The sequence below is a fragment of the Odoribacter sp. genome (assembly GCF_985060555.1).
In genome coordinates this window covers 16,623-41,736 of the sequence record NZ_CFKYFN010000044.1, presented here as the reverse complement: position 1 = coordinate 41,736, position 25,114 = coordinate 16,623, and the positions used below count along the sequence as shown (strand labels likewise).

17 protein-coding genes and 3 pseudogenes are annotated in these 25,114 nt (G+C 44.9%); 12 read left to right on the top strand and 8 right to left on the bottom strand.

All coding sequences use genetic code 11. The features are described 5' to 3' along the window. Positions 1-158: 158 nt before the first annotated feature. Positions 159-734, bottom strand: a complete 576-nt coding sequence (locus AC5RDS_RS06000; protein WP_087384270.1) for an ORF6N domain-containing protein — start codon at positions 732-734, stop codon at positions 159-161. A 246-nt stretch (positions 735-980) separates the two neighbouring features. Between AC5RDS_RS06000 and AC5RDS_RS05995 the strand changes: the two are divergent. Next, positions 981-1,905 (top strand): annotated as a pseudogene (locus AC5RDS_RS05995) (BRO-N domain-containing protein). Between the two features lie 177 nt (positions 1,906-2,082). Here AC5RDS_RS05995 and AC5RDS_RS05990 read toward each other — a convergent pair. Continuing rightward, positions 2,083-2,337: a DUF1016 N-terminal domain-containing protein gene (locus AC5RDS_RS05990; RefSeq protein WP_229041821.1), complete on the bottom strand. Its 255-nt coding sequence runs from the start codon at positions 2,335-2,337 to the stop codon at positions 2,083-2,085. Beyond that, positions 2,338-2,457: pseudogene (locus AC5RDS_RS05985) on the bottom strand (integrase); the annotation flags it as partial. Positions 2,458-2,713: 256 nt separating this feature from the next. Here AC5RDS_RS05985 and AC5RDS_RS05980 point away from each other — a divergent pair. Next, positions 2,714-3,229, top strand: a complete 516-nt coding sequence (locus AC5RDS_RS05980; RefSeq protein ID WP_195305668.1) for a hypothetical protein — start codon at positions 2,714-2,716, stop codon at positions 3,227-3,229. Between the two features lie 467 nt (positions 3,230-3,696). After that, positions 3,697-5,394 carry a hypothetical protein gene (locus AC5RDS_RS05975; RefSeq protein WP_195305667.1) on the top strand — a complete coding sequence of 566 codons (1,698 nt, stop codon included), beginning with the start codon at positions 3,697-3,699 and terminating at the stop codon, positions 5,392-5,394. Between the two features lie 585 nt (positions 5,395-5,979). Here AC5RDS_RS05975 and AC5RDS_RS05970 read toward each other — a convergent pair. Then, positions 5,980-6,207, bottom strand: coding sequence for a helix-turn-helix domain-containing protein (locus AC5RDS_RS05970; RefSeq protein ID WP_087381393.1), 228 nt, complete (start codon positions 6,205-6,207; stop codon positions 5,980-5,982). 197 nt (positions 6,208-6,404) lie between these two features. Between AC5RDS_RS05970 and AC5RDS_RS05965 the strand changes: the two genes are divergently transcribed. The 9 genes and pseudogenes from AC5RDS_RS05965 (at position 6,405) to AC5RDS_RS05925 (ending at position 18,529) form a co-directional block, all read left to right on the top strand. Beyond that, complete coding sequence (locus tag AC5RDS_RS05965; RefSeq protein WP_262893862.1) at positions 6,405-6,533, top strand: hypothetical protein; 129 nt, start codon at positions 6,405-6,407, stop codon at positions 6,531-6,533. Between the two features lie 60 nt (positions 6,534-6,593). Beyond that, positions 6,594-7,157 (top strand): hypothetical protein, encoded by a 564-nt coding sequence (locus AC5RDS_RS05960; protein ID WP_306450697.1) that lies wholly within the window; start codon positions 6,594-6,596, stop codon positions 7,155-7,157. A 147-nt stretch (positions 7,158-7,304) separates the two neighbouring features. After that, positions 7,305-10,577, top strand: a complete 3,273-nt coding sequence (locus AC5RDS_RS05955) for a SusC/RagA family TonB-linked outer membrane protein (RefSeq protein WP_306450698.1) — start codon at positions 7,305-7,307, stop codon at positions 10,575-10,577. Between the two features lie 3 nt (positions 10,578-10,580). Continuing rightward, a complete protein-coding gene (locus tag AC5RDS_RS05950; protein WP_306450699.1) occupies positions 10,581-12,086 on the top strand; it encodes a RagB/SusD family nutrient uptake outer membrane protein in 1,506 nt (501 codons plus the stop codon). A gap of 76 nt (positions 12,087-12,162) precedes the next feature. After that, positions 12,163-12,828, top strand: coding sequence for a hypothetical protein (locus AC5RDS_RS05945; protein ID WP_306450700.1), 666 nt, complete (start codon positions 12,163-12,165; stop codon positions 12,826-12,828). Between the two features lie 41 nt (positions 12,829-12,869). Next, positions 12,870-13,319, top strand: coding sequence for a hypothetical protein (locus AC5RDS_RS05940; protein ID WP_146752587.1), 450 nt, complete (start codon positions 12,870-12,872; stop codon positions 13,317-13,319). A 201-nt stretch (positions 13,320-13,520) separates the two neighbouring features. Continuing rightward, a pseudogene (locus AC5RDS_RS05935) lies at positions 13,521-14,339 on the top strand (ATP-binding protein). A gap of 77 nt (positions 14,340-14,416) precedes the next feature. Further along, positions 14,417-16,291 carry an MrcB family domain-containing protein gene (locus tag AC5RDS_RS05930; protein ID WP_113028399.1) on the top strand — a complete coding sequence of 625 codons (1,875 nt, stop codon included), beginning with the start codon at positions 14,417-14,419 and terminating at the stop codon, positions 16,289-16,291. Between the two features lie 3 nt (positions 16,292-16,294). After that, positions 16,295-18,529, top strand: coding sequence for a DUF2357 domain-containing protein (locus AC5RDS_RS05925; RefSeq protein WP_306450701.1), 2,235 nt, complete (start codon positions 16,295-16,297; stop codon positions 18,527-18,529). Between the two features lies 1 nt (position 18,530). Here the strand turns inward: AC5RDS_RS05925 and AC5RDS_RS05920 are convergent, their stop codons facing one another. From AC5RDS_RS05920 to AC5RDS_RS05905, 4 genes are read right to left on the bottom strand one after another with little or no spacing between them, the layout of a single operon-like run. Then, positions 18,531-19,481, bottom strand: a complete 951-nt coding sequence (locus AC5RDS_RS05920) for a hypothetical protein (RefSeq protein ID WP_140398513.1) — start codon at positions 19,479-19,481, stop codon at positions 18,531-18,533. Beyond that, the gene (locus tag AC5RDS_RS05915; RefSeq protein WP_306450702.1) at positions 19,468-22,734 is read right to left on the bottom strand and encodes an ATP-binding protein; all 3,267 of its coding nucleotides are present in this window, start codon (positions 22,732-22,734) and stop codon (positions 19,468-19,470) included. The genes AC5RDS_RS05920 and AC5RDS_RS05915 overlap by 14 nt, the downstream gene beginning before the upstream one ends. Beyond that, complete coding sequence (locus AC5RDS_RS05910; RefSeq protein ID WP_195360376.1) at positions 22,731-23,381, bottom strand: condensin complex protein MksE; 651 nt, start codon at positions 23,379-23,381, stop codon at positions 22,731-22,733. The genes AC5RDS_RS05915 and AC5RDS_RS05910 overlap by 4 nt, the downstream gene beginning before the upstream one ends. Continuing rightward, positions 23,363-24,697: a hypothetical protein gene (locus AC5RDS_RS05905; RefSeq protein WP_087381402.1), complete on the bottom strand. Its 1,335-nt coding sequence runs from the start codon at positions 24,695-24,697 to the stop codon at positions 23,363-23,365. The genes AC5RDS_RS05910 and AC5RDS_RS05905 overlap by 19 nt, the downstream gene beginning before the upstream one ends. Positions 24,698-25,114: the final 417 nt, after the last annotated feature.

Sequence of the window (25,114 nt, the reverse complement as noted above, 5' to 3'; positions counted from 1 at the left end):
CAAAAAACGGGAATTACTAACCCCTAAAGGAAGGAGGTGTAAATACAAAAATAGATGCGAGGATTCTGCTACAAAACTTATACGACAATAGAGTTGTCAGTTATAAAAAAGAAAAGGGATATAATTTTTCAGAATATTCAGATAATATAAAAACTCAATTAATCTTCTTCCGGGCGGATAAAACCGATAGGGCGGTGCGGTTTGTCTGACAATTTCTGATGTACCTGCAATTCTGCCAGTGTCTGATTGATGAGTTCAAGTTGCATGCGGGTGTCTTCGTTGATGTCGTTCTGGTCGGTGAATATTTCTTCGATATATTGCTTTAACTCCTTTACTTCTTTTTGAAGCAGGGAATGTTTATCTGGCGGGGGATTGGCTATCAATTGACGAATAGCAACAAAAGCACGCATAATACCTTTGTTTATTTCAATGGCTGTTTCAGAGTTAAGTACGCTGCTTAGCATAGCAATTCCCAACTCTGTAAAAGCAAAGGGCAGATATTTGATATTACTCCCACGGCTCTTGTTCAAGGTGCCAATTTGGCATCTTGAAAGTTCATCACGCGTAACCTCAAACATAAAATCTTCACCGTCAAAACGTTTCTTATTTCGTCGGACAGCACGTTTTAATTGTGCGGTTTCCGTTCCATACATTTGTGCGAGATCAAAATCCAGCATTACCCGCTGTCCGCGGATTTCATATATTTTGCTCTGTATGAGTTGTAAGTCTACCATAAGCACATAGTTTCCGGATTGAATCCTATAAATTTATGAAAAATACTTTATTTATCAAAGAGGGGAGTTTCTGGGAGAGACTACTGAATTACAAGAAAGAAGTGGATGACTGGATAAAAATAATTTGAAAAATGGAAAAGGTTGATTTTGACATGTTTAGTTTTTTTTATATTTAGGTGTATATACTAGGGAATCGTGGTCATGGGGTAGATTTGCAGGTTATACGAAGTAAGATACTGAATAACGATGACACACAAAGAAGCTATAAAAATCTTTCAAGAAAAGAAAGTTCGTACTATCTGGGATAGTGAGCAGGAAAAATGGTATTTTTCTATAGTTGACGTTATCTCTGTACTGACGGACAGTGCTGATGGACGTAAATACTGGAATAAGCTGAAACAGAGGCTAAAAGAAGAAGGAAATGAAACGGTGACAAATTGTCACCAGTTGAAAATGCGTGCCGCTGATGGGAAGATGAGAATGACTGATGTTGCTGATACCGGGCAGTTATTCCGATTGATTCAATCCATTCCATCTCCCAAAGCCGAACCGTTCAAATTATGGATGGCGCAGGTTGTCCGGGAACGGTTGGATGAGATGCAGGATCCGGAACTGACGATTGACCGGGCGATGATGGAATATAAGAGATTAGGGTATTCTGACAATTGGATCAACCAACGTCTGAAAAGTATTGAAGTACGAAAAGATCTGACAGACGAACCACTGACAAACCGAGAGCAGAACTGTGTTTACACAAGTTTTGCCGAGGTGCGAAAGAGGAAAGCGAAGCCAATGGAAAAGGAGAGGATTGAAAGAAGGCATACAATTTGCCACCCTCACAGATATTATCACTCAGGCATGGGCTGGCATGACTACAAAAGAATACAAGGATTTTAAAGGGTTGAAAAAAGAAAACCTCCGGGACAATATGTCAAATATAGAACTGATCCTGAATATGCTTGCAGAAGCTACCACTTCCGAGATTTCAAAGGAAAAGAAGCCCGCTACTTTTATTGAAAGTAAAGTTATTGCCAAACAAGGCGGGCAGGTGGCCGGAAATGCACGAAAGGAAATAGAATCCCGTACCGGAAAGGACGTTATTACGCCGTTGAATGCAAAAGATTATTTGGAACTCGATAAACAATCTGAAAAGGAGATTCAAGAGGAGTAAAATTATGCCGGGAAGTTAAAATTTAAAAATTAAATTCATTACAATTGCTAGGGTTGGAATGGAAACTTTAAAGATTCAAACCGGACGAAAGGTCCGTCCCGGAATTCCTACACGGCAATTCGGCAAGTGAGGCTTTCCGAATTGGCAACTGTTCTAATTTGGCAAGCGGCTTACACCCTAACCGCTCTCCTTTTGCTTGATTAAAATGTCGCTACCGATTTTCCAATAAAGAGCAAGCAATTCTGCATTGACGCCAAGGATAGCTTTCAATTTGGATTGCTCAATCAATGAGATAATTTCTTTCCTCCAATTATTGTAATCTTCGGAAAGCATATCTTGTTTTTCAGTCGTTTGCGGTACTATTATATCGTTGCTGATTGTCCATGCGTTTAGACTATAAAGGTACTGAAAGTTAGCCAATTTTCTATTCAATTAAGTTAGGTATTTTCTGTGTGCCAATTTTATGTTGGTCTGATTGACCATAGCATAGCGCAAGGTGGTGTCAATCTTGATATGACCGGGTAAGCGTTGTACTTGCTCTATCGGCATTCCATTTGGAAAATGGGAAAGATGAATTTTGAGAAATATAGGAGAATGTGTACCTTTGTAAAAGAACATAAAAGATGCGAAAGAGTTCGCACACAAATATAGTAAACATCATGATCACTTAGACTAAATTCGGGAGGGAGATTTATGTTTAATAAATACAAAGAACAACGCAGATTGTTTGAAAACTTTAACCGGATGAAAGGTCCGTCCCAGAATTCCCTAAATTAAAGTAAATAATGTTTCGAAAATTAAAGGTGATATGAAAGTTCTGATATATAAAAGGACACATAAGGGTGATCCTGATTTAGATGGAGTCTTTGGTACGCAAGATTGTATGGGAAGAATTCGAAATTGGAATTATGATGCTGTGATCGGGATAGGTGGTATTGCACCTTGGAAAAAGGATGTCGATATAAAATGTAAAATTAATTGGATCGGATTGGGGCCTAAAAAGATCGCTTCTACAGAACGAGGAAATATGATTGCTTTTGCTCACTTTGAGTTATATGAAGGGCAAGGAAAAAATATAAAAGACAATTATCCCCATCTTTTTGAATATATGTATGGAAAGCGGAAAAGATTTTCTATGTCTTCTGATTTACCTAAGAATGTATTTAAAGAAGTTGAAGAGATTTTGGATTCAATTAAAAATAGTCCTCCTTCAAGAATTTATGAGGTTGAAAATAGGAATAAGTTAGTCGTAAAGAATCTTGATCTGTCGAAATGTACAGGGTGTAGTGGAAGTAAGAGAATTAAAGGTGTAGTTCAAGAATAATATATGATTATAAAATGAAGAAACATTATCGGGAATATTTAAGGTTTAGATGAAAATCTGTTGGACTACTTCAATACAGGTAAAAATAGGAGGGATTGTAAAGACGTTCAGTCGATTGGCTTTATAATGTCGGGCAGTTGAAGTTTAAAAATAAAACTTATTACAATTGCTGATGTTGGAATGGGAACTTTAAAAACTCAAACCAGGCAAAGGTCAGTCCTGGAATTTCTATAGGCTTTAATCCGTTGATTTAAAAAGCTGACGATGCATTACACCATATGTCATCACGTTATATCGGAAAGAGGTGATTAAGTGATAAAAGAGTGTGGTGGCACAACACATCATATATGAGAAATGCCCCTATGATTTCCCATTGCATTATAGTATGATAATGCCATAAAAAACTATAAATAATGGTGTATTTACTGTTATTTGAATAAAAATTTTTTCTTTGTAGAAAAAACGCTATGAACGAATATATTAGATTGGAATATAAAGATTGTTTTTCCGAACGGCCGGATGAAATTTTGCATTATCTTAATGGAATTTCTAAAGAAGTTTTACTCAAATTATGTAGCCTATTCCTTTCAAGGGGAGAGGAAACAGTAGAAGGTTTCTTCTCAAGCTATTTTAATGCAGAAAATAATGAATACATAAACGAGATATGGAGAAAATTATATCAGGAAAAATCTGATATTAATAGATATATAATAACCAATATAGAAAGTACGCTTCGCTTATATGAATTTGTATTTGACAATATTACCTATACGGAAATCACTCTTTCTGAGGCGGAAATTGAAATTAATATACTAAAAGTATATCTTCTATTTAACGAACAAGAAAATAGAGGAGATGATATAGCTAGTGAAAGTACAAAAGACATTAAGCAGAATCGAGTAAAAGCACTTTTGTTAACCCAAATGTTTCAATATTTTGATATAACTAATTATAGTTATAAGCAAGAATTATTAGTGCAAACAGAGAAAGCTATTTATTTATATAACTATTTAGCTGAAGAATTACCAATATTATATAATAAATACATTGAATATCATGATTGTAAAAATTGGCAGGAATTAATGTCCCATATTACTGCGTTTGCATATATTTATTATGGACGAAAAGATAAAAACTCATATGTCAATTTAATAATAGATCCCAATGATGATTCCTATGAGTGGAAGTGTACTTTTATTGAACGTTTAACAGCAGAAAATGAGATAGAAGATATAGATTTTCGTATTTTACGCAGCCATCCTTTCTATAAAATTGAAGCTGGTGAATTTTGCGTTGTATATGGGTATTTTTTGCTGGAACTTATCTATAAGGGAGTTTATTTCAAATTGAACGAATTAAATAATCAACTATCCAAAGAGGATAAGATTAAAGGTTTTAGAGCTTTTTATTGTGATCACTTTTCAGAACGAACTTTATTGTATAACGTTCTTTTTGATGTTTATGCAAAAAAATATATTCAAAAATCTGGAGAAGAAATTAAAAATACTTACAATATTGATGCTGAGCCAGATTATTATATTCGTAATGGTAACAAAATCTACTTATTTGAATCAAAAGATATTCTTATTCCATCAGAAGTTAAAATTTCAAATGATTATACTAAAATTACAGCAGAATTGAAAAAACGCCTTTATTATGAAGAAAAAGGAGATGGAAGTATAAGTAAAAAGGCTATTCTCCAATTATTATATAATATCAAGAAATTGTTAAAAAAGAATGCAGAATGGGATTCATGCTATAAAGAAAATAGAGTCAAAATTTATCCTATAATTATCCTCCATGATAATATATATAATTGTCCTGGAATTAATGATTTGGTCAACCAATGGTTTGTTGGAGAATTAGAAAAAATGAAGGATGAATATAATATATCTCAGATAGAAAAAATTACAATCATCAATATAGATGTATTTATTGCATATCGAGATTTCCTACAAAGACCAGAAGGAGCTTTAGATAAACTTATAACTTCTTATCATTCTTATATTTCTGATGACATATTGAAGAAGGCAATTTCAGAAGAAGATGCTATCAAAAAATATAAAGATAGAAATGGATCCTTTGAGTATTATTTATCTACTCTATTTACTCCAGACTACAAAAAATTATTGATGATGGCAGGGGAAAAATATCTTGTAGAATAAATTGGGTCAATATGATTGTAAAATATCCGAAGACTTATTTTAGAATAATCAAGATTTGTTCTGACAGTTTTTTGTCCAATAGTAAACTGACTGTTAGACCAAGTCTTGACTATTACACCTCCTTCTTTGGGGAGGTGTAATACAAAAACAGATGTGAAGTTTCTGCTTCGAATTGCTCGCTGTAAAACTTGTACAATAGCAGGGGGGCAGTCATCAAGAAAGAAAGGGAATATAAAAATAATTTGAAAAATAAGAAAGATTTATTTTGATATGTCTATAGAAATTTATATGTTTGTTACGACTAACATTATCGTTCATGGCGGGAAAACCTGCCATTCTATGACAGGCATTTTTTATGCCTGTAACTTCGATATACGGCGGTTTTCGTACCCCTGTGTCGGAGTGTTAATGCACCCGCAGCCGTGAGCGGTGTTAGTCAACAGGAAAGGCGAGAACTGTCCGTATTTATTTTGCTTTTCCTTTTGCTTGACAAAAAAGCATTATTTGTAACACGTATGAGTCTGAGATATATACAAAAAAATGTAATGATAAAGACAATAAGTGAATTATTTTTATATCAAATAGTTAAAGGTATTTTTCTGGAAAAAAGTCACGTATTGAACAGTCAAAAATTTTTGCAATTTCATTAAGATGGTCAATATTATAAGCAGTATCATCATTTTCGTTCTCAATATTCCTTATGAAACTTTGAGATACATTTAAACAATCTGCAAGATAGCGTTGACTCATTTTTCTCTTTTTACGCTGCTCTTTAACTTTTTGTACGATATACAGTTCTATCGCCGATTTCATGTTCTATATTTTGTTTTATAACACAGTAAAGAAAGGGCGTTTTATTAAATAATAAGAGCATGTATAGGTGCTTAATACAAGAAGCCGTTATTTAAATCAATAGATAAGGGTACAACAAATCCTGATTTTAAATCAAAAAAGAGGAGAATATGGCAAACACGGCATGATTGAGAGTAATAAAATTAAAATAATGGTGTATGCAAGAAAACAAGAATTTACATGAGAAGGAAAACAGACAACGCTGCATTAAAAATACCTGGCGGTGTGGAATTTATATCAACGCCCTGTTAAATAAAAGGTATGGAACCTCCTGCCTGACTTATTAACCCAATTTGAATAGAGAGTTTTTAATCATTTTTAGTTATAAACCGAATAAAACTTTAATTATGGAAAACGAACAACACCCTGACATTTTTCAACCGACAGTAAATCAGTATTCAGTTTCAGAAGAAGAAACCTTCCGGCGGGGAAACTCCGGTATGACCGGGTCCGGTCTGCCCAAAGGCTTTATTTCAACGGATAATGAACCATTGAAACACTTTTACCTGCAAATGTCGCGGATGATGTGTCCTTCGGTTACCGCCGACTCAACGGAATGTGAAATATTACACATTCTTTATACCCGCGTAAAAAAGAGCTGCAAGCTATTAAAATTACTCGACACCCATCCGTGGAGCGATATCGATCCCTTCCTGATCAAGGCCTGCAGCTTTTATCTGTTCACGGATTTGTCGGATTCCCAGAAGGAGAAACGGCGCCTGAACAATATCCTTTACCGTCAGAGCATTTTTACGGGAAAGATTTCGGAACTGCATGACCTGATCGCCCATGACCTGATCTTTTTCTGCCGGGTAAAAACGGACCTGGAGGAAATGTTGCGTATCGATCCTTCCGATCCGGCCTGTATAGATCCGGTTCTGTCCGGAAAGGATACAGGGACGATAAAATAAACGAAACAATGCAAACAGGGAAGGAGGTGAACCGGAAAAAAATGAAGATTCCATAAAAAAACAGCGGGGGACTGGGTGACATTGGCGTGCCCGTCCAGTCCTCCCGCCTCAATTAACATTATTACTAATATTAACACCGACAAAGTTATGCAAAAAAACGCATGCAGCGTTGGCCTGAGCTTACGAAAGCAACGGCTGACCGCCATTATTTTCTGTTTATTGTCTGCTTTTACCCTGCCCGTCCCTTTGCAGGCAGGAGTGCCGCAGCAACAATCCACTTATCCGGTCAAAGGTCTGGTGACCGATGCTAAGGGCGTTCCCCTGCCGGGCGTGACCGTCCGTTACGGAATTACGGGCGGGGTGACCGACAACGGTGGACGTTTTTCACTCCGCCTGCCCGAAGAGCGCGGCAGGCTGACCTTTTCGTGTGTGGGCTATAAGACGGTGACGGTGGGTTACCGTGCCGGAGAAACGCTCCGTGTGCGGCTGGAAGAGAGCCGTGAATCGCTGGAGGAGGTGACGGTGGTCGCCTACGGGGAGCAGCGGCGCGGACAGGTGTCGGGCTCGGTGGCGACGGTGGATGCCGCCCGGCTGCAGAACAAGCCCGCATCCAACGTGCTGACGCTGGCCAAGGGCCAGATGGCGGGGGTGTATATCGCGAGCCAGTCGGGTGATCCGGGCGGCAACGATGTGAGCATCATTGTCCGCGGTGCGAACGACCTGGCAATTGCCGGCAACCGTAACCCGCTGTTCGTGATCGATGGGGTGATCGCCTCGGACGACGCCAGCCTCAAGGTGGGCGGCAACCCGCTCACCTCGCTCAACCCGGACGACATCGAAACGTTCACCGTATTGAAGGATGCCGCAGCGGCAGCCATCTACGGCTCGCGGGCAGCCAACGGGGTGGTGATCATCACGACGAAAAAGGGCCGCTACAACCAGCACCCCCTGCTCTCGGCCAATGTCAGCCACACCTTTATCCTGCAGCCCCTGCTGCCGGAGCGGATCGGCGGGAATGCCGAGCGGCGCGCCCGTCTGGAGGCGATGAAAAATTATGCGGGAGTGTACTACGACCGGGAAACGGATTCCTACCGCTATCCGGAAGGTTACGCCCTGGGCAAGCCTTACGATTATTTCTGGAACGAGGGCAACGGCGCGGACATGACCGTGTATCAGGACAGCCTGAACCCTTTCTATAACAATTCCACCGACCTGATGGCATATTACCTGCGCCCCGCCCATGCCACGAATGCGAATATCCAGGTCCGGGGCGGGGCCGAGGGAATCGCCTATTCCGTCGGCCTGGGCTTCTACGATGAGGCGGGAACGCTGCGGGGTACGGGCAACCGCCGCTTTTCGGCCTTTTCGAACCTGACCTTCAAGCCTGCGCACCACCTTTACGGCAATTTCCGCTTCTACCTGGCCTATACCGACAACAACCGCTCGCGCAAAGGGGTGGATGCCTTCAATCCGGCGCCGACGGCTTATTCCACGCTGCCGGACTTCCTTTTCACCTCGACGGTGCTGCCCGGTCCCGGAACGCCTTATTTCGGCGAGCTGACCCGCCGCTATGAGAGCACCAGGGAGAAGAACGACAGCTACAAGCTGCGCACTTCCTTCGATCTGACGTACGAGATCGCCGACGGCCTGGCACTGAAATCGGGCGTGGCGGTCGATTATCTCCAGAACAACCAGAACGTTTTCCTGCCGAAGGAGGTGAACGAATACGGTAAAACCTATAGCAGCGGCACGATCGCCCGCCATCTGATGGTGCTCAACGAGAACCTGCTGACCTACCGCCGGACGCTGGGCGGCAGCCACCATGCCGATCTGCTGCTCGGTTTTTCCGTTCAGCAGGACGAGATGAACAATAACACGGGCAAGGCGCTCGGGGCTGCCTCGAACACCATTCATTACGCCCCTTGGTACTCGCAGGTGTACGATGCGGAGGCCCGGCTCGACCTGAAGGATTATTATTCGGATTATGAGAAAAAGACGATGGTGGGCCTGTTCGGCCGCCTGAACTACAATTACAGGGAGCGGTATTATGCGGGCTTCACCCTGCGGCGCGATGCTTCGTCGACCTTCGGCGAGGATGTGCGTTGGGGCTGGTTCCCTTCGTATTTTGTGGGGTGGACGTTTACGGAGGAGCCGTTTATGCAGGCGCTGAAACCTTGGCTGAATTACGGTAAGCTGCGCTTCTCGCAAGGGCGTACGGGCCGTATCTTCGAATATCCCTATCTGGCACAGGGCGAACTGGATCAGGGCGCTCCCTATTTGGGGCATCCGACTGTGGTCCCCGAATGGTGGGCAGGTGTCTCGAACAGCGGCCTGACCTGGGAAAAGACAACGGAATACGATGCGGGGCTGGACCTCGGGTTGCTGGACAACCGCATCGGCCTCACTTTTGATTATTACCTGAAACGGACGCGCGGGTTGCTGTACAATCCCCCGACTCCCGGCACGCATACGGGTTTCCTGGCCCCGTGGCGGAATATGTACGGCATCGACAACGAGGGCGTGGAGCTGGAGGTGAAGGGTGAACTGGTGCGCGGGAGGACCTGGCAGTGGAACCTGTCGTTCAATGTAAGCAGGAACCGGAACCGGCTGGCTAAGAGTTTGAACGGGCGCGATTTCCAGAATACGGCGGCCCGCTTTGCGAACAACCTTTCGGTGATCGGGCTGCCGCTTTACGGGATTTATGCCTTCGACGACCGGGGGATTTACGGCCGCCGGAGCGACGTGCCTTCTTATTATGAGGACGGGGTGAAGAAATACCTCCGCGGAGAGGGGAGCGCCTACTACCGGGCGGGCGACCGGATCATCACGGACGTGGACGGCAATGGTCAGATTTATAATTACGGTACGCTGGCGGAGGACCGTATATATATCGGTTCCCCCCTGCCACAGTTTCAGGGCGGTATTTCCACGGATCTGACATGGAAGGGGCTGGATGTGACCGTGCTGTTCAATTTCGTTTGCCGCAAGTGGGTGCTGGATGCTGCCCGGGGGGCTTCGCTGGGGACTTACCTTGCGCTGAACCCGGCCGATATGGCTCGTCCTTATTTGGTGGAGAGTCTCGACGGGCTGTTCTGGGAGCATCCGGGCGACGGTGCGCCTTATCCGGCCAACCGGATGGAGAACGGGCTGTATAATTTCGCCACCAACCTGGCCTCGAACGCTCAGCGGATCAGCTACCTGAAACTGCAGGCGGTGACGGTGGGGTATACGCTGCCGGAAGCGGTGCGGAAAGCGACGGGTTTCGGTGCGCGGATCTTCATAAGCGGTGAGAACCTTTTTACGCTGACGGATTACCGGGGCGGCGACCCGGAGACGGTGGACCCGTATACGGGAGTGGACAATTACAACGCCTATCCGCTGTCGCGCCGCTTTACAATCGGACTAACCTTAAATTTTTAAACGATGAGAAAACAGATGATCGGATATATCGCAGGACTGGCTTTATTCCTCCTGTCGGGATGTGACAGTTTCCTGACGCAGTTGTCGGAGAATAATACGACGGTAGCGAACCATTTCCGTAGCGAAGCGGATGTGGAAGCAGCGGTTTATGGCATGCACGCCCAGTTCCGTGAGGTACTGGGAAGTTTTACGCAGGACTACCGCGACCGCGGTCTGCTACTGGATAATTTCGGCCTTGCCCGGTGGCGGGAGGCCAATGAGCATAACCTTTCGGGCTATACGGCTACAGCCGTGGAGTTCAGCTGGATGTACGAATACAAAGCCGTGAGCGCGGCCAATCTGGTGATCGGTAATCTTTACCGGGCCGATCTTCCGGAGGAGCGTTACCGTTTTTATATGGGTCAGGCGCTGTGTATCCGTGCCTGCCTGTATTTCCAGATTATCCGGTTGTGGGGGGATGCGCCGCTGGTGCTGGAATACGAGGATATCTCGGAGAAGGGGCGCACGCCCTGGCGGGAGATCGCCGGGCATATCGTGGCGGACCTGCTGCTGGCAGCGGAATACCTGCCTCCTGCGGATCAGTTGAAGGATCCGGAGGGTAAACCACTTACGGCCCGTCAGATCCCGGGGCGGGGGACGGCGTATGCCATATTGGCCGAAGTGTATGCGTGGATAGCGGGCTACGGGCAGGAACCGGAATATTATGCGCTGGGGATCGAAGCTGCCGGGAAGGTGATCGGGGACCCGAATTACCGTCTGGTGGCCAGCCCGGAGGAGGTATGTACGGAGGTGCTTGCCGGAAATTCTGCGGAAGGGATCTTCGAGGTGTGCTATGACGACAGCCGGGGGGAGTATAAGGATTTCGGGAGCTATATCGGGGGGACGGTCGAAAAATGGCCGGTGCTGAAAGGGACGACCCCTGCCTCGCGGCGTAAATTCTTTATCCGCAACGGGACGGTGGAAAGGCTTTACACGCCGGAGGATCTGCGTTTACAGGCCTATTTTGCCGATTTCTTCCGGATGAAGGAAGAGCCGGTGTCTGTGACACAAGGAGCTGCCTATATTCGGATGTGGCGGGAGGTGGAATACTACTCGGGCGGAATTTATGACGGTACGCCGCGTACGCTGTTAGCGAACGATATACTGATCCGCCTGCCGGACATCCTGCTCCTGAGGGCGGAGATGAAGGCGGCGACGGGTGACCGTGAAGGGGCCGTTGCCGACCTGGATGTTGTCCGCCGCCGTGCGGGCGTGGCCGGTTATTCGGAGGCGGAGGGTGACCTCCGGCGGGCGATACAGCTGGAACGCGACAGGGAGTTGCTGTTTCAGACGGGGGTGCGGTATTTCGATTATATGCGCAATCACACTTATAACCTGCTGAAAGGGGGCTTCCGTGATCTGACGGAAACGGATGTGGCGGCCGGGGCTTTGTTCCTGCCGGTATCTCTGGATGCGATGAACAATAACCCGAAGGTGAAACAGACGGCTTACTGGGTAGGAAAGTTTTGAGCCGTCGATTTATAATCTGTGTTTTCCTGCCGGGGGATGCCTTCCCGGCGGGAAAACAATAAAAAATATATGGAATATGAAAAATTATATGATAGGAATAATGTTCGTCATCGCTTGCGGAACAGGCGGTTGTGAAAAAGATACGTTCCACGATACAGGTCTGGCTAACGGGGTTTACGACGGCACGGCCTGGGAATATATGCAGGCGGGGCACGGCAACTGGGACTCGCTGGTGATCATGGTCCGGAAGGCCGGGTTGGCGGACCTGTTCGACGGTAAAGACCCGGATTGTCCGCAGATGACGGTGTTCGGTCTGACGAATCTGAGTATCGTGCAGTTCCTTTTGCGAACGACGGATGAGGAGGGGGAGCTGGTTTACCGCTCGGTGGCGGATATGCCGGATGCATTGTGCCGGGAGATTCTGTTGTCGTATGTGATTGCAGGACGGCATGTGCGGGTGGATTTCCCGTATGAGGTGCAGGGTACGCTGGAAGGGGGAACGGTTTTTGAAACCCTGAACGGTCTGGATTTGCGGGTGTACCGGGTGAAAGGCAGCTGGCAGGGGATGCCGGACATCGGAGCGGACGGCATCGGTTTCCACTTCCTGGAATCGGGTCATACGTGGCACGTGGCCTCGGGGGATATCATGACCGATAATGCTGTGGTGCATTCGTTGTCGACCACCTTTCAGATGGTCGACCCGGTGGTAGACGGTGGTGAGGAGAGGACAGGAGGACGTTGAAGGGAAATTCGGTTAAAATTCAAATGATAAAAGAATATATTATGAAAATAGGAATATTAGGAATGCTGATCCTGGCAGGGATCGGATTTTACAGTTGCGATGATATCACCAAGGGATATCTGGAAACGGGCGAAGCCGGGTATGTCACCGATACGCTCCGGATTGCCGCCGATCCGGGTAGCAGGGATACGATACCCTATCAATCGGAGAAGATACAGGGGGTGATCGGTACTTTCCCTATATACTATGAGTTGGCAGCCTTGCGGGATGACTCGGGCCGGGAAGTGAGGGCCGGGATCGCCTCGCAGGTGGAGGTGGTATTGACCGGGGTGTTCCGGATCGCGAAGGAGCATACGATCCCAGTGGGCACATACAGGGCCGACCTCCGGGTGTGGAACCTGGGACGTAGCTTTGTGTTGCCGGGGATATACACGATAGTGGTGGAGCCTGCTGCCGAAACGGCTGCTTCCGGAAGTAGAGAAGAAGGTTAGCGATAGAGAAAACCTTGCCGCGATGGCTATTAGCGGCCATCGCGGTTTTTCTTTTTGTCGGTTTCTGTGTTTTATTGGATTTTGATTATTGCTTTATAATAATTGTATTTGTATCAATTAATTTTGTGAAGTGTGACCATTCTGATAAATCTTTTCGTAACCAGCGGGCATGTTTCTCCCGAATATTTTTGTGACCGGTAGATGGAAAAGTTGATCCGGGAGATCAGTAATGGTAATAATCTGGCTTTGATTTCCACCCGCAGAATGCGGTAAAAGCGGACTGATAGAACATTGATTCAGAAATGAGTCTATAGTCCGTCCATACTATACTTTTTTTTGTGGATATTTATGCGATAGCTGCGTTGCGGGATTTCGTTTTTCTACTGAGTAAGGTGATTCTCGAAGGTTTAAAGCCAAGGGTAAAAGAGCCTGTTTTATTTTTGCGGGCAGTCGGCGGCATGTCATGGGAAATATGTTCCTGAGTGCCTCCCGTCCTTTTTATCAGCGTGTTTCGATGATGTATCTGGAAAGCATTGCTTTGCCTGAATACACGGCTTTTGCCATCCGGCATTTCGAACAGGGAGGAAAAATGATTGTACCGGAAGTGGTGGAAGCGATCTATCGGCAATTTGAAGGAATCACCTGGTATCTGTAAAAGATGCTGAATGTTTTGTACAGTTCGACTCCTCCGGGAGGGAATTATACGCGGGATATGATTTTTCCGGCCCTCGACAGTGTAATGGATTTTTTTAATATACCTATCTGGAAATGTTGTACCGGATGCCTGGAAAATAGAAGGAATTGCTGATTGCTCTGGCTAAGGAAGGCAAGGTCCGTGCTGTCACTTCCTGCGAGTTTGTCCGGAATTACCGTCTGTCCTATCCAAGTTCCGTACAGTCTGCCCTGCGTGGCCTGCTCGAAAAGGATTTTATCACGCAGGAACAGAGGTGTATATCAGATATACGACCATTTTTGGGAATCTGGCTGAGGGGAGAGTTTTTTTATATATCATATTGGTAAAATATGAATCAAAGTAATAATTTTGAAAATTATATTATCTATCTTTGAAAAATGGAATCAAAACAGAGTCGATTATTATGAAAGAATTTAGTACGATCACTCGTGAGCATATTTTACAAGCTATTCAAAAAATTCGGAAAGAAGGAGTACCTAATCATGCACAGTCGTCGACTTACGACGTTTTATACGAAGGTGAACGATTTCCTCCGAAATTGGTGGTTTCTTATGCTAATGTTTTTGCTAATGGGGAGGAATTGGATCGGAATAATTTTTCTGGAGGGAAGGAATCCAAATGTTTTAAGCTGTTGGAAAATAGAGGTTTTCAAATTGTAGATAAGAAAAAGAAAGTAGTTGTGGATCAGGAGAAAAGTTTTTCGAGCGATTTGAAGAAATTTTTGGCACAGTCACAAGCAGGGGAATTGAGTACAAAAGGATATAGGAAAAGTTTCCAGGGTTTGAAGGTTAAGGTAAGTTTTGGACAGGGAGGTTTTGCACGAATACCTTGGATTTCTTTTTTATATGAAGGACAGACTACTAGTCAAGGAATTTATCCGGTTTATTTATATTACAAAAAATATCAAAAGTTGGTATTGGCTTATGGAGTGAGTGAAACTTATCTGGCTCACCAACAATGGGCTGTACCCAAAGAGGCGGTGACTATAAACACTTATTTTGAAAAATTTGATATTGTTCCTGAGAGATATGGAGAATCTTATGTTTTTAAAGTATATGATACTTCTCAAAAGTTAGATTATGAGAGTATGGAAGACGATTTATTGCAAATTATTGGAGAATACAAACAGCTGATGGAGGGTGGGCCAATGAAAAAAAATGAGAATAAGGAGTTTAAGATAGAACTGTTAAAAACAGCTTTGCTGCAAACGGGTTTGCTCTTTGAAGATAAGTTACTCAACCGTTTTGTGACGGCTCTGTTGGCTAAGCCGTTTGTGATCTTGACGGGATTGGCGGGTTCAGGGAAAACGAAATTAGCTCAGGTGTTTGCTCAATGGATTTGTGAGAAGAAGGAGCAAGTGTGTATGGTGCCGGTGGGGGCGGATTGGACCAACCGGGAACCTTTGCTGGGATATCCGAATGCTTTGAGCGAAGGAGAATATGTAATGCCTGAAAACGGGGCTTTGGAGCTTTTGATTCAGGCCGGTAAGGAGGAGAACCGGAATAAACCTTATTTCCTGATTCTGGACGAAATGAATTTAAGCCATGTGGAACGCTATTTTGCTGATTTCCTCAGTGTGATGGAATCGCAAGAGGCTATTCCTTTACATCCGGATACCGAAATTTGGAAAAAATGCAGGGTTCCTGCTAAAATCAGCTTGCCGTCGAATTTGTTTATTATCGGTACGGTGAACATTGACGAAACGACTTATATGTTTAGTCCGAAAGTACTGGACCGGGCCAATGTGATTGAGTTTCGGGTAACAGCCAGAGAAATGGAGCAATTCTTAAAATACAAAGTCCCGGTTGATTTAAAAAAGATTCAGGGTGAAGGAGCTGTAATGGGGGAGTCTTTTGTGGAGATGGCTGTCCATAAGGGATTGCAACCCAAAGAGAGTGAAAAACTGAATGAAACGTTGCTTCATTTTTTCAGTCGGTTGAAAAATGCAGGGGCGGAGTTTGGATTCCGGAGTGCTAATGAAATCTGTACTTTTGTGGCTATTGCTGATCGGCTTGTTCCGGCGTGGACGGAAGATGAAGTGATTGATGCGGCAATTATGCAGAAATTGTTGCCTAAATTACATGGTTCCCAGCGGAAATTGGAAGGTATTTTGCGTACTCTGGGTGAATTGTGCCTGAATGAGGGGCAGAATGTGGAAGATTACTTTGTAAAGGATAAGCCGATAGCTGGGGTAAAATATCCTTTATCTTTGGATAAATTGGCCAGAATGTACAAAGGGGTAGTGAATAATGGATTTGTCAGTTATGCAGAGGCTTAGGGGATGAACAGGCTGGATATATCCGTAACGTTGAATGATGGTCAGACAGTTTCCCTGGTACTGTTTGGACAAGAGGGGACCTTATTTGAAATATCGCAGGAGGAAGCGCAGGCCTATGGGGAATCGTGTTGTCAATTGGTGGAAGGCAAGAGCTATGAGTATGGGATAGATGCCGGTTATCACCTGGAAGGAGAGGTCGTTTATTCCTCCCGGTTGAACGAATCCACAGGGATTTTACAGACTGGGAACCAGGTGGGGATGTTATCTGTGGCAGTTTGCCGGGGAGAGAAATGGTGCGGAGAAGTTCAGTTGGAAGTTCGCTCTGTTAAAGAGACTTACCGGGAAGATTATCGCCAGATGCTGGAGGAGATCACGGAACATTCCACAGAACTGTTGATGTATTGTAATTCTCCGGTCTGTCAGTATTTTGAACCGAGCCCATCGGGTGATGCGCAAATCTTATATCAACGGTTTGCCTTTATCAAATCGCTCATTGATTCCGCGGAATTTGCCAACGCTATTCATCAGATTTTCTCTTCTCCCGTGACTTGCTGGGATGAAAACAAAGAATTAAGAAGCGTATGCGGAGTAAGAAGATTGGATCGTCAGGCTCTGAAGCAAATAAGGTGTTCTGCCCAGCGTATAGGAATTCCCGAACGACATCCGCTTTACGGAAGGTTCAGTACATTACCTGAAAAGATTGAAACCAGAAGTTTGAGGGAAACGGTGGATACTCCTGAAAATCGTTTTGTGAAATATGCCCTTTCTACTTTCTATACTTTTTGTAATACTTTCGTTTCACATAAAGCGGCGGGTGATCGATTGAAAAAAGAGGGGAAAAGAGTGATTGCTTTCTTGTCGCAGTATTTGAATCATAGTCTGTTGAAACAGGTCGGGATGCCCGATTTGTTACCGCTGAATAGTCCAGTGCTACAGCGTAAAGAAGGGTATCGGGAAGTTTTGCGGGTATGGCTGATGTTTGACCTGGCAGCTAAGTTGGTATGGCAAGGAGGAGATGATGTGTACAAGGCCGGTAAAAAAGATGTCGCTAAATTGTACGAATATTGGTTGTTTTTCAGGTTGCTGCATTTGGTGGAGGAGGTTTTTTACTTGAAGTTGCAAAACGTAGAAAAACTGATTGTTCCTTCGGAGGATGGGTTAGCTTTGCAATTGAAAGAGGGACAGCATGTTGCTCTATCCGGAGTGTATGAATGTGAATCACGGCGGTTGAATATTGAATTTAGCTATAACCGGCGTTTTAAAGGGGGTACGACCTATCCGGAAGGAGGAAGCTGGACGTTGGAGATGCGGCCTGATTATACGTTAACGATCTGGCCTGTGGGGATTACGCAGGAGCAGGCCGAACGGGAAGAACTGATTGTTCATTTGCATTTTGATGCAAAATATCGTTTGGGTAAAGCAACTCAATTGTTTGATGTGAAGCAGAAAACGGGTGACGATCCTCAGTATTGCCGAAAGGAAGATATCTGGAAAATGCATGCCTACCATGATGCTATCCGGCGCAGTGCAGGAGCCTATATTTTATATCCTGGGAGTGGTTCTTTTGAAAAAAGAGGCTTTCATGAAATCTTGCCGGGTGTCGGGGCATTTGCCATTAATCCTTCCAAATATAGTCAGGGAGTAGAAGACTTGAAAGATTTCCTGAAAGAGGTGGTGGAACATTTCCTTAACCGGACCTCCCAGCGTGAAAAAATGGCCTGGCGTACTTATGAAATCTATAAAGAAAATCAACCAGCGATAGTAAAGGAACCGTATCCGGAGTATATTGGTGCCAACCGGGGATTATTCCCGGATGAGACGAGGGTGTTGGTTGGGTTTTACAAGAGTGAAGAGCATTTGAACTGGATTTTAAAGCATCGGTTATACAACGTCCGGACAGGGACACGGACAGGTTCTCTTCAGTTGGATACTGCTTTAATTGCTGCAAGATATTTATTATTGCATACAACCGGGGGATTGCATATGGCGCGGTTGTATCGTATTGTTCCCGGTGGTCCTCGGCTGTATAGTCAGCATGATTTGCTGAAAAAACATTATCCGGCATCAGAAAAGGAAACCGTGAAAGAGCATTTTTATCTGGTATATTCCATCAGTGAGGTAGAAGAACCGGAATTGAGGGACAGGACGTGGGATGTGGCGCATTTGTCCGGATATGAAGGAGGGAGAATGTCAGCCCGGCCGTTTGTGGTGACATTAGAGGAGTTGATGAAAGGGTGAGTTAAGTCAGCTTCACCATTTCGATCAACTCACAGGTCTCTTCTTCCACCCATTCGTCCTGGGCGATCAAATCCTGGATGAGCGAAATGGCTTCCTGGCTGTAGGCGGATCGGATCAGGCCGGAAAAGGGCTGGTCGTGTTTCCAGCGGCTGTTGTGTTCCGGGGAATCGACGGATTTGCGCAGGATGGGGGAAGGGTAGAGTAGGGTGATGGATTTCGATTTCCGGGCGAAACGGTCTTGCAGGCGTTCGTAGATTTTCAGGCCGTCGTAATCCCAGTCGCAAGAGTAGTAAAGGGGGAGGGTGAGTTTATGGTCGGGGATATAATCGATGTTACTGATGTTGTTACCACCGACGTACCAGAGTTCGATGTGGTTGTCGCGGGCGATACGGGGTGTTTTCAGAAAGTTGAGGTTTTCGCAGAGGACAATGTGCCGGGCGTCGGGACAGTCGACTACAAAGCGCCATTGCAGGATTTTAGGGTCCTCTGCCGGAAATTGCTCGATTTCCAATAGTTGATAGACGGCTTCGAGCAGGCTCCGGTGAGTTTCCAGGTATTTGGAACCACCGTAGGTGAAAACCCGGGATGAGAAAGTCCGGAGAGTGGTGAGGGATTGCTGCAATTCGGATTTGTTTGCGGCAATGAATTGCAGGGTGTTGATGTCGTTGAGCGTGTAGGATCGGCGGGCATCGTGTTCCAGGCCTGCTGCGCTCAGGAATTGTTCGGCATTTTGAAAATCGGTTTTAAAATTCTTTTCGTAGTATGCGGCGAAACCGTTACAAGGTTCCAGATAATTGGCATTGCTGAGCTTTCGCCGGAGCAAGCGGCGGGTGTGCGTCAAATAATCTACAAAACCATCTGAAAGGATCGTAGAAGGGGTTTTCCTGTTTTCGTACAGGGCATTCAGGGCTTTGAGAATGCGCCATTTGATCTGACTGTTATTCATAGGCATCGAACCAAGTGATTAAATCTTCCTGGATATCTTCCCGGCTGAAAATGGCCATCGGGGAATAGTTGACTTTGTCGTCGGTGTCCGGATTTTCGTGCAGGATATAGATGAAACGTTCGTTTTCCTGATAACGCCCGATCGGGTTGATGGAAAAGCTGATGATCTGGTAATCGAATTCCTGGGCGATGTCGTAGAGCAGGTCGAAATTGGTCCCGAGTCCTTCTGCCTCATCGATGGGCATAAAACGGAGACCTGTATTGGCTTTCCCTTGTTTCTGGTTACCGATGATCGTCAGCCGGGCGATACAGAGGAGGGCGATGGCTGCATAGGTCTGTCCGGTGCTACCTTTGTTCGACTTGCCTTTGTCGTTGTGCATGATTAATTTGAGTTCCAGATAATTGTTCGGATTGAGCAGGTCGTCGACCCGGACTTTTTCCTTCTTGCTGTGCGTCAATTCCTGGAAGGCATGGATCAGTTTTTCGCCGATGGAAATATCGTCTACCAGTTTGTCTTTGATACTGGGATTAAAAAGGTCGAACTGAGTACCGGTGCTGTCCTGGAATTTGTTGAGCCATTCGGGTGGAAACAGGGTGGAGTTGGTACATTCCAGGTTCAGACGGTTGTTTCCGGTGATGGTTTTTTCGCCCGAATGGAAAAAACGGTTGATCCGGCGGACTAGCTCGCGTTGCTGGCTGATCTGATTCCATACATCTTCGAGAATGCGGCTGATTTTTTCTATTTTCTTGTCGTTGAGTTCCCGGTTTTTGTCGTTGATCCGTTTCAATTGTTTTTCAATGGCTTCGATGACTTCGTTTTCCAAGGGTTCTTCGCCCTGGAAGATTTCGGGTAACAGGTTCATACTGAGTTCCCGGAAATCCCGGAAAGTCTGAAATTTATAGCTCTGTGAAGACAAATAGGTATCGACAATGAAATCAAACTGGGTAATATAGACGGTATCCGCTTTATGAAATGCCTCCTTTTTTTCGGCTGTCCGGGCAGGTGCAGTCCGGGAAATATCCCAGTCGGGTAACGGCGGAAAATCAGCTGGGTAGGCGTTCTGTTTGACTTTTAGTTCTTCTTCTATTCTTTGTAAACTTTCCCAGTCGGTTAAGATTCGGGGATATAAGAGGAGGTTTTCCCGGAATGTCAGGTTGTATTCGTCCTGAAAGCATTCATTTTTATCGTCGGCGTCCAAATAGAAACTAAGCTCATATTCTTCCGGGCTGGCTGTCGCGGAGAGTTTTCGTGCAATTTGAGGTATAGTAGTGCCTGATTCTGAATTTTTTAACTCTTCTCTGAATCTTTCAACTTTGGGAGCCAGTTTATTTAATAGCGTTTTGATTTCAGTTTGTCTGCTTTCGTAATCTTTGTAAAGCCGGCAGGCTTGCTGATACTCTTTTTTGATACTGGATTGCCGTTGCAGATTCCGGATATAATGGTCGAATTCGTTTTGGGGAATATGAAGGGCCGGGATTTCCCGGAATTCATTTTGGGGCTCGGCAGACTGATAAAGCGTCAGGATTTCATTCAGATTGGATAAGGAAGAAAGATGCTCTTTCAATCGCGTTTGCTGGCGTAGTTCCTGGGTAATACGCTCCATGCGTTTTTTCAAATCCGTGGAATATTGCCTGAAATAATCTTCAATCCGGCTCTGGTCGTCCGTATTGAAAACCGGATGAGAGGAGTAACTGACAAATTCGCGGACACCCTGGAGATTGATCCAGAAGCCGTGCTCTTCCTGTTCCAAGGTTGGATGATTGAATAATTCCTCCGGATGAGGCAAGTAACGGTTGCGGGCTTTAGGAGAAATGGGTTTATGCCGCTTCAGGTCCTGAAAGTGGATAATCAGACTTTCTTCGGCACGGTTTAGCGGACGATGAAGGGATAATGCCCATCGGGCCAGGGAATCCGGATTATCCAGGTCACTGAATTGCTGAAGCGATTGCCCGATTTCAAGTTCATTCCGCAGAGCTTCGGTATGTTGGAGAAAAGCTTGTAATCCCGCCTCGTATCCTTTTGTCCATTCGGAATGCAGAAAACTGTCGAGCAAATCCTTTTGTTGCAGCTCTTTCTCAAAGGTGGTTAACAGGGTATGGCGTTTCCAGGACTGCTGATATTGAGTGTAAAAGCGGGTTAACTCGCGAAGGTCGGTCAGTCCGGTTTGTTTTTGCAGGGTGATGGCTTTCTCCAGTATTTTATTTTCATAGCCTTGAAGGGTGTAATCTTCCAGTGCCCGTTTTGTTTGTTGTTCGATAAGGGGTTCCTCCTCCCGGGCTTTAGCAATGTCTTTGTCAGCCTGCTCCATTAGTTTACCGAAATTTTGCCGGGCAGTCAGATAGTGGGTCAGATTGTCGTGCAACTGTTTGCTCAGTTGGGACGTTTGTTGGCGGAGGTCCAGAATTTCTTCCTGACGGTATTCCTGTTCGGTGATTTGCCGGTTTTTCAGATGTCCGTATAGAGTAGAAAGGGCTTTTTCTTTGTCGGTCAGGATTTTGATGGTATTCAGGTTTTGATTATAATTGAAGATCGTGTCCGTAAAGTCTTTCAGGGCATCTTCGTATTTCTTCCGGTTTTCCTTTATCTTTTCTGTTCCGAAAATAAACTGTTTCAGGTTATTGCTGTTGGAGGTGTCTATGGTTTTGCCCCTTGAAAATGAACGGATCACGCTGGCATAGTCCTTCAGCGTTTTTTCATTGGAAGCCAGATCGAGCGGTAAAATATCGTGAGTGTAAAGAATCCGGTGATAGGGTTTAACCGTCTCCCAATAGGACAGAAACAATCCTTTTTCTTCCATCTGGCTTAGCAAATCATCCAAAGGGCAAATATTGCCTTCCCGTTTAAAATCTTTGGTTTGCAAAGGCTGGCCGATGGGCAACAGATTGGCCTTGGGATCGCTGCTTCCCTGTATGATGAAAGGTTTGGTGCGTTTGCTGTTGCTTTCCAGGTAACAACCGATGACGATGTAGTGCCGGGACTGGATTTCAATGTTCAGGAAAGTATAGCCGATGTCGATTCCCTTATGGGGAGTACGCAGCACCAGTCCGTCCAGTTCCCTTTTTTCGTCCATCGTCCGGGTAGCTGATTCAAACATTTCGGAGCCGACAAAAATGAGTTGCAGCAGATCGGCAATGATGCTCTTGCCGGAGCCGCTGTCACCGACGAAATCCGTCCGCATATTGTGGAACAGGTAATCATTCTCGTAATGGTGGATCAATCCCAGGGTAGACAGGCTATAAATGCGTGGATAATTTTTCATTTTTCGAGTGCTTGTTTGAGCAGGTTATCGATGTCGTTGATCTGGTCGCTATAAATCAGGGCAAGCCGCTGGAAGGCGGGGAGGATTTCAAAACGGTCCCCTTCGAGTTCTATCCAGCCGATGCGGTTGAATTCGGCAAAGGCACTTTGGATGCACTGGTCGATTTTCTCGTCATTGCGCTGAGTGGCTTTCATCTGTTTCGTTTTGGCTAAAGTCAGGTTCAGACCTGCCTTAAAATCGGGATATTCCACCCTTACCAGCCGTTTGAACTGTTCCAGCGAGGTGAGCTCGATGTTATAGTCTGTAAAATAAAGGGTATAGAGCAGAAATCCGACGATGATAAATTCGTTGGGCATGGTTTTACGGTGGTCCGGGGGAATCCCTATACGGGCTTCCGGATAAAAATTCAGGTAAAAATACTTTCCGAATCCGCCGTCCCCGCTTTCCAGGGAAAGACCGAAAAAATCCTGATAATACTGTTTCAGGGTATCCTCGTATTGGCAGAGGTAATAATACCATTCGCTTTGTTTCGTCCGGTTTTGTATGTGCATGCCGTCTTTCAGGGCAAAATCGATCCGGGCAAATAGTTCTTTGCCTTCCGGTGCTTCGAGGAAATCGAATCGGTTGTTTATTTCTGTTTCAGCCATATGTCGTGTATTACAAATGAATGTCCGGGCATGGAAACCAACTCATCGGGATGGATTTCTACCCGCCAGTTTTCGTCTTTGTCAAATGCTTTGATGAGCTGATAGATGACAATCAGCCCCAGTTGTATATCTTCCTGATTTTCGTCGAGAATCCGGAAAAACAATTTCGATAAATGGATATCTTTCCGGTATTTCCTTTGGTCCCGGATGCGCGAAATCCACAGACCTGCCAGGTTTTGCTGTTTCAGTTTTATACGCTCGGCATTGAATGCCTTGTCTCTTTTTTGCGGATCTTCGGTGTAGGTGTTGCTTTGGCTGGTATGCACCGGAAACAGTTCTGTCTGCCGCTGAATGACCGTGAAAGTGGTGGTTGGAATATGCGTGACAAAAGGGTGTACCGGTTCCGGTAGAACGAGTTGGTTGTTCTGTATGAAAGAACGGTTCAGCAGGAAGCTCAGGAACTTGCTCACCCGGGTATTGAACAACGGGCGGTTGAGAGCATTGAAAAACTGTTTGATTTTGGGTTGCAAGCGGTCGATGCGGGAATCTACCATATCGAGCGACACCCGGATTTCTTCGAAATAGTCGATTGCTTCAGCGGTCTTTTCGTCTGTTTCGTCACTGCTGTCCCGGAAAGGATGGTCCAGCAGGCCGTTTTTAATCTTCTTGGTTTCGCGGAAAGCTCCTCTCAGTTCCTTGTTTTGTTGCCGGATTTTATCCAGGTCCTCTTCCACCTGTTTCAGGGTATCGGTCAAAGTGCAATCCTTGAGTTTGGCTTTATCCCGGAGAGCCTGTATGGTGGTGTCGATCTGTTGCTGGAGAAAATCGATCTGCTCTTTTAATACAAATTTGGACTTATCTAAGTGGACATCCAGCCAGTTTTGCAGGTCTGTCGGACTGCCAATGCTATTCAATTTGGCGGCCAGATCCATACAAGTGATCTCGATGATTGTCGGATTAAACCGGTTGGAGAGAATGGTATATATCTTTTTGCAGATGTGTTCCGCATAATCCCGGAGCTTGTAGGTCTGGTCCTCCTCGTTGTAGATCAGGAAAAATTCCTGTAAAGCCATGATGTGGCTGTTGTAGTGATCCCAGGGATTCCTTTCAATTTTTTCCCTGCTCAGCAAACTGATTTCCTGAAAAGCCTGCTGAATATCTGCCTCTTTGAATATCCCGTTGGGAAAAGTCTTGTTTTTGATTTTTTCATACAGCCAGATAATTACCAGTCCTTGTTCCTTTTTAGGAAAGAACAATTCGTAGGTATTATCGATCTTTAACTGATCAAAAAAGTTCAATAAAGGATGTTCCGGCATAATGAACGCAATTTAGGATCTTGTTCCGGCAAGTTAAGATAATTTTTGTGAAAATGGAAGAGGAAAGGAAAAAATTAGATGGAATTATTTGTACGGGTAGAGAGAAATTGGTAAGATGTTTTAATGAATGTTTTTTTATAGGGAAAATTTTATTCTATTTAGTGCGATTCAATCTTAGCGTTTCAAGGAGAAGCAGATTATTCCTATGGTATTTCAATTCTATAACAGTTCAATTTAAACTATTTTGACCCAGGGACAAAATTAGTGTATGCGATCTTTCAATTTTATTGAATTCTATTAAAATAATCCAGATCGTCAGAAAATATAGGGCGCTGCGCTATTTCAATTCTATAAGAGTACAATTTAAGACATAATAAACCTGTCACATACATTTTTCAATTCTGTGTCAGTACAATT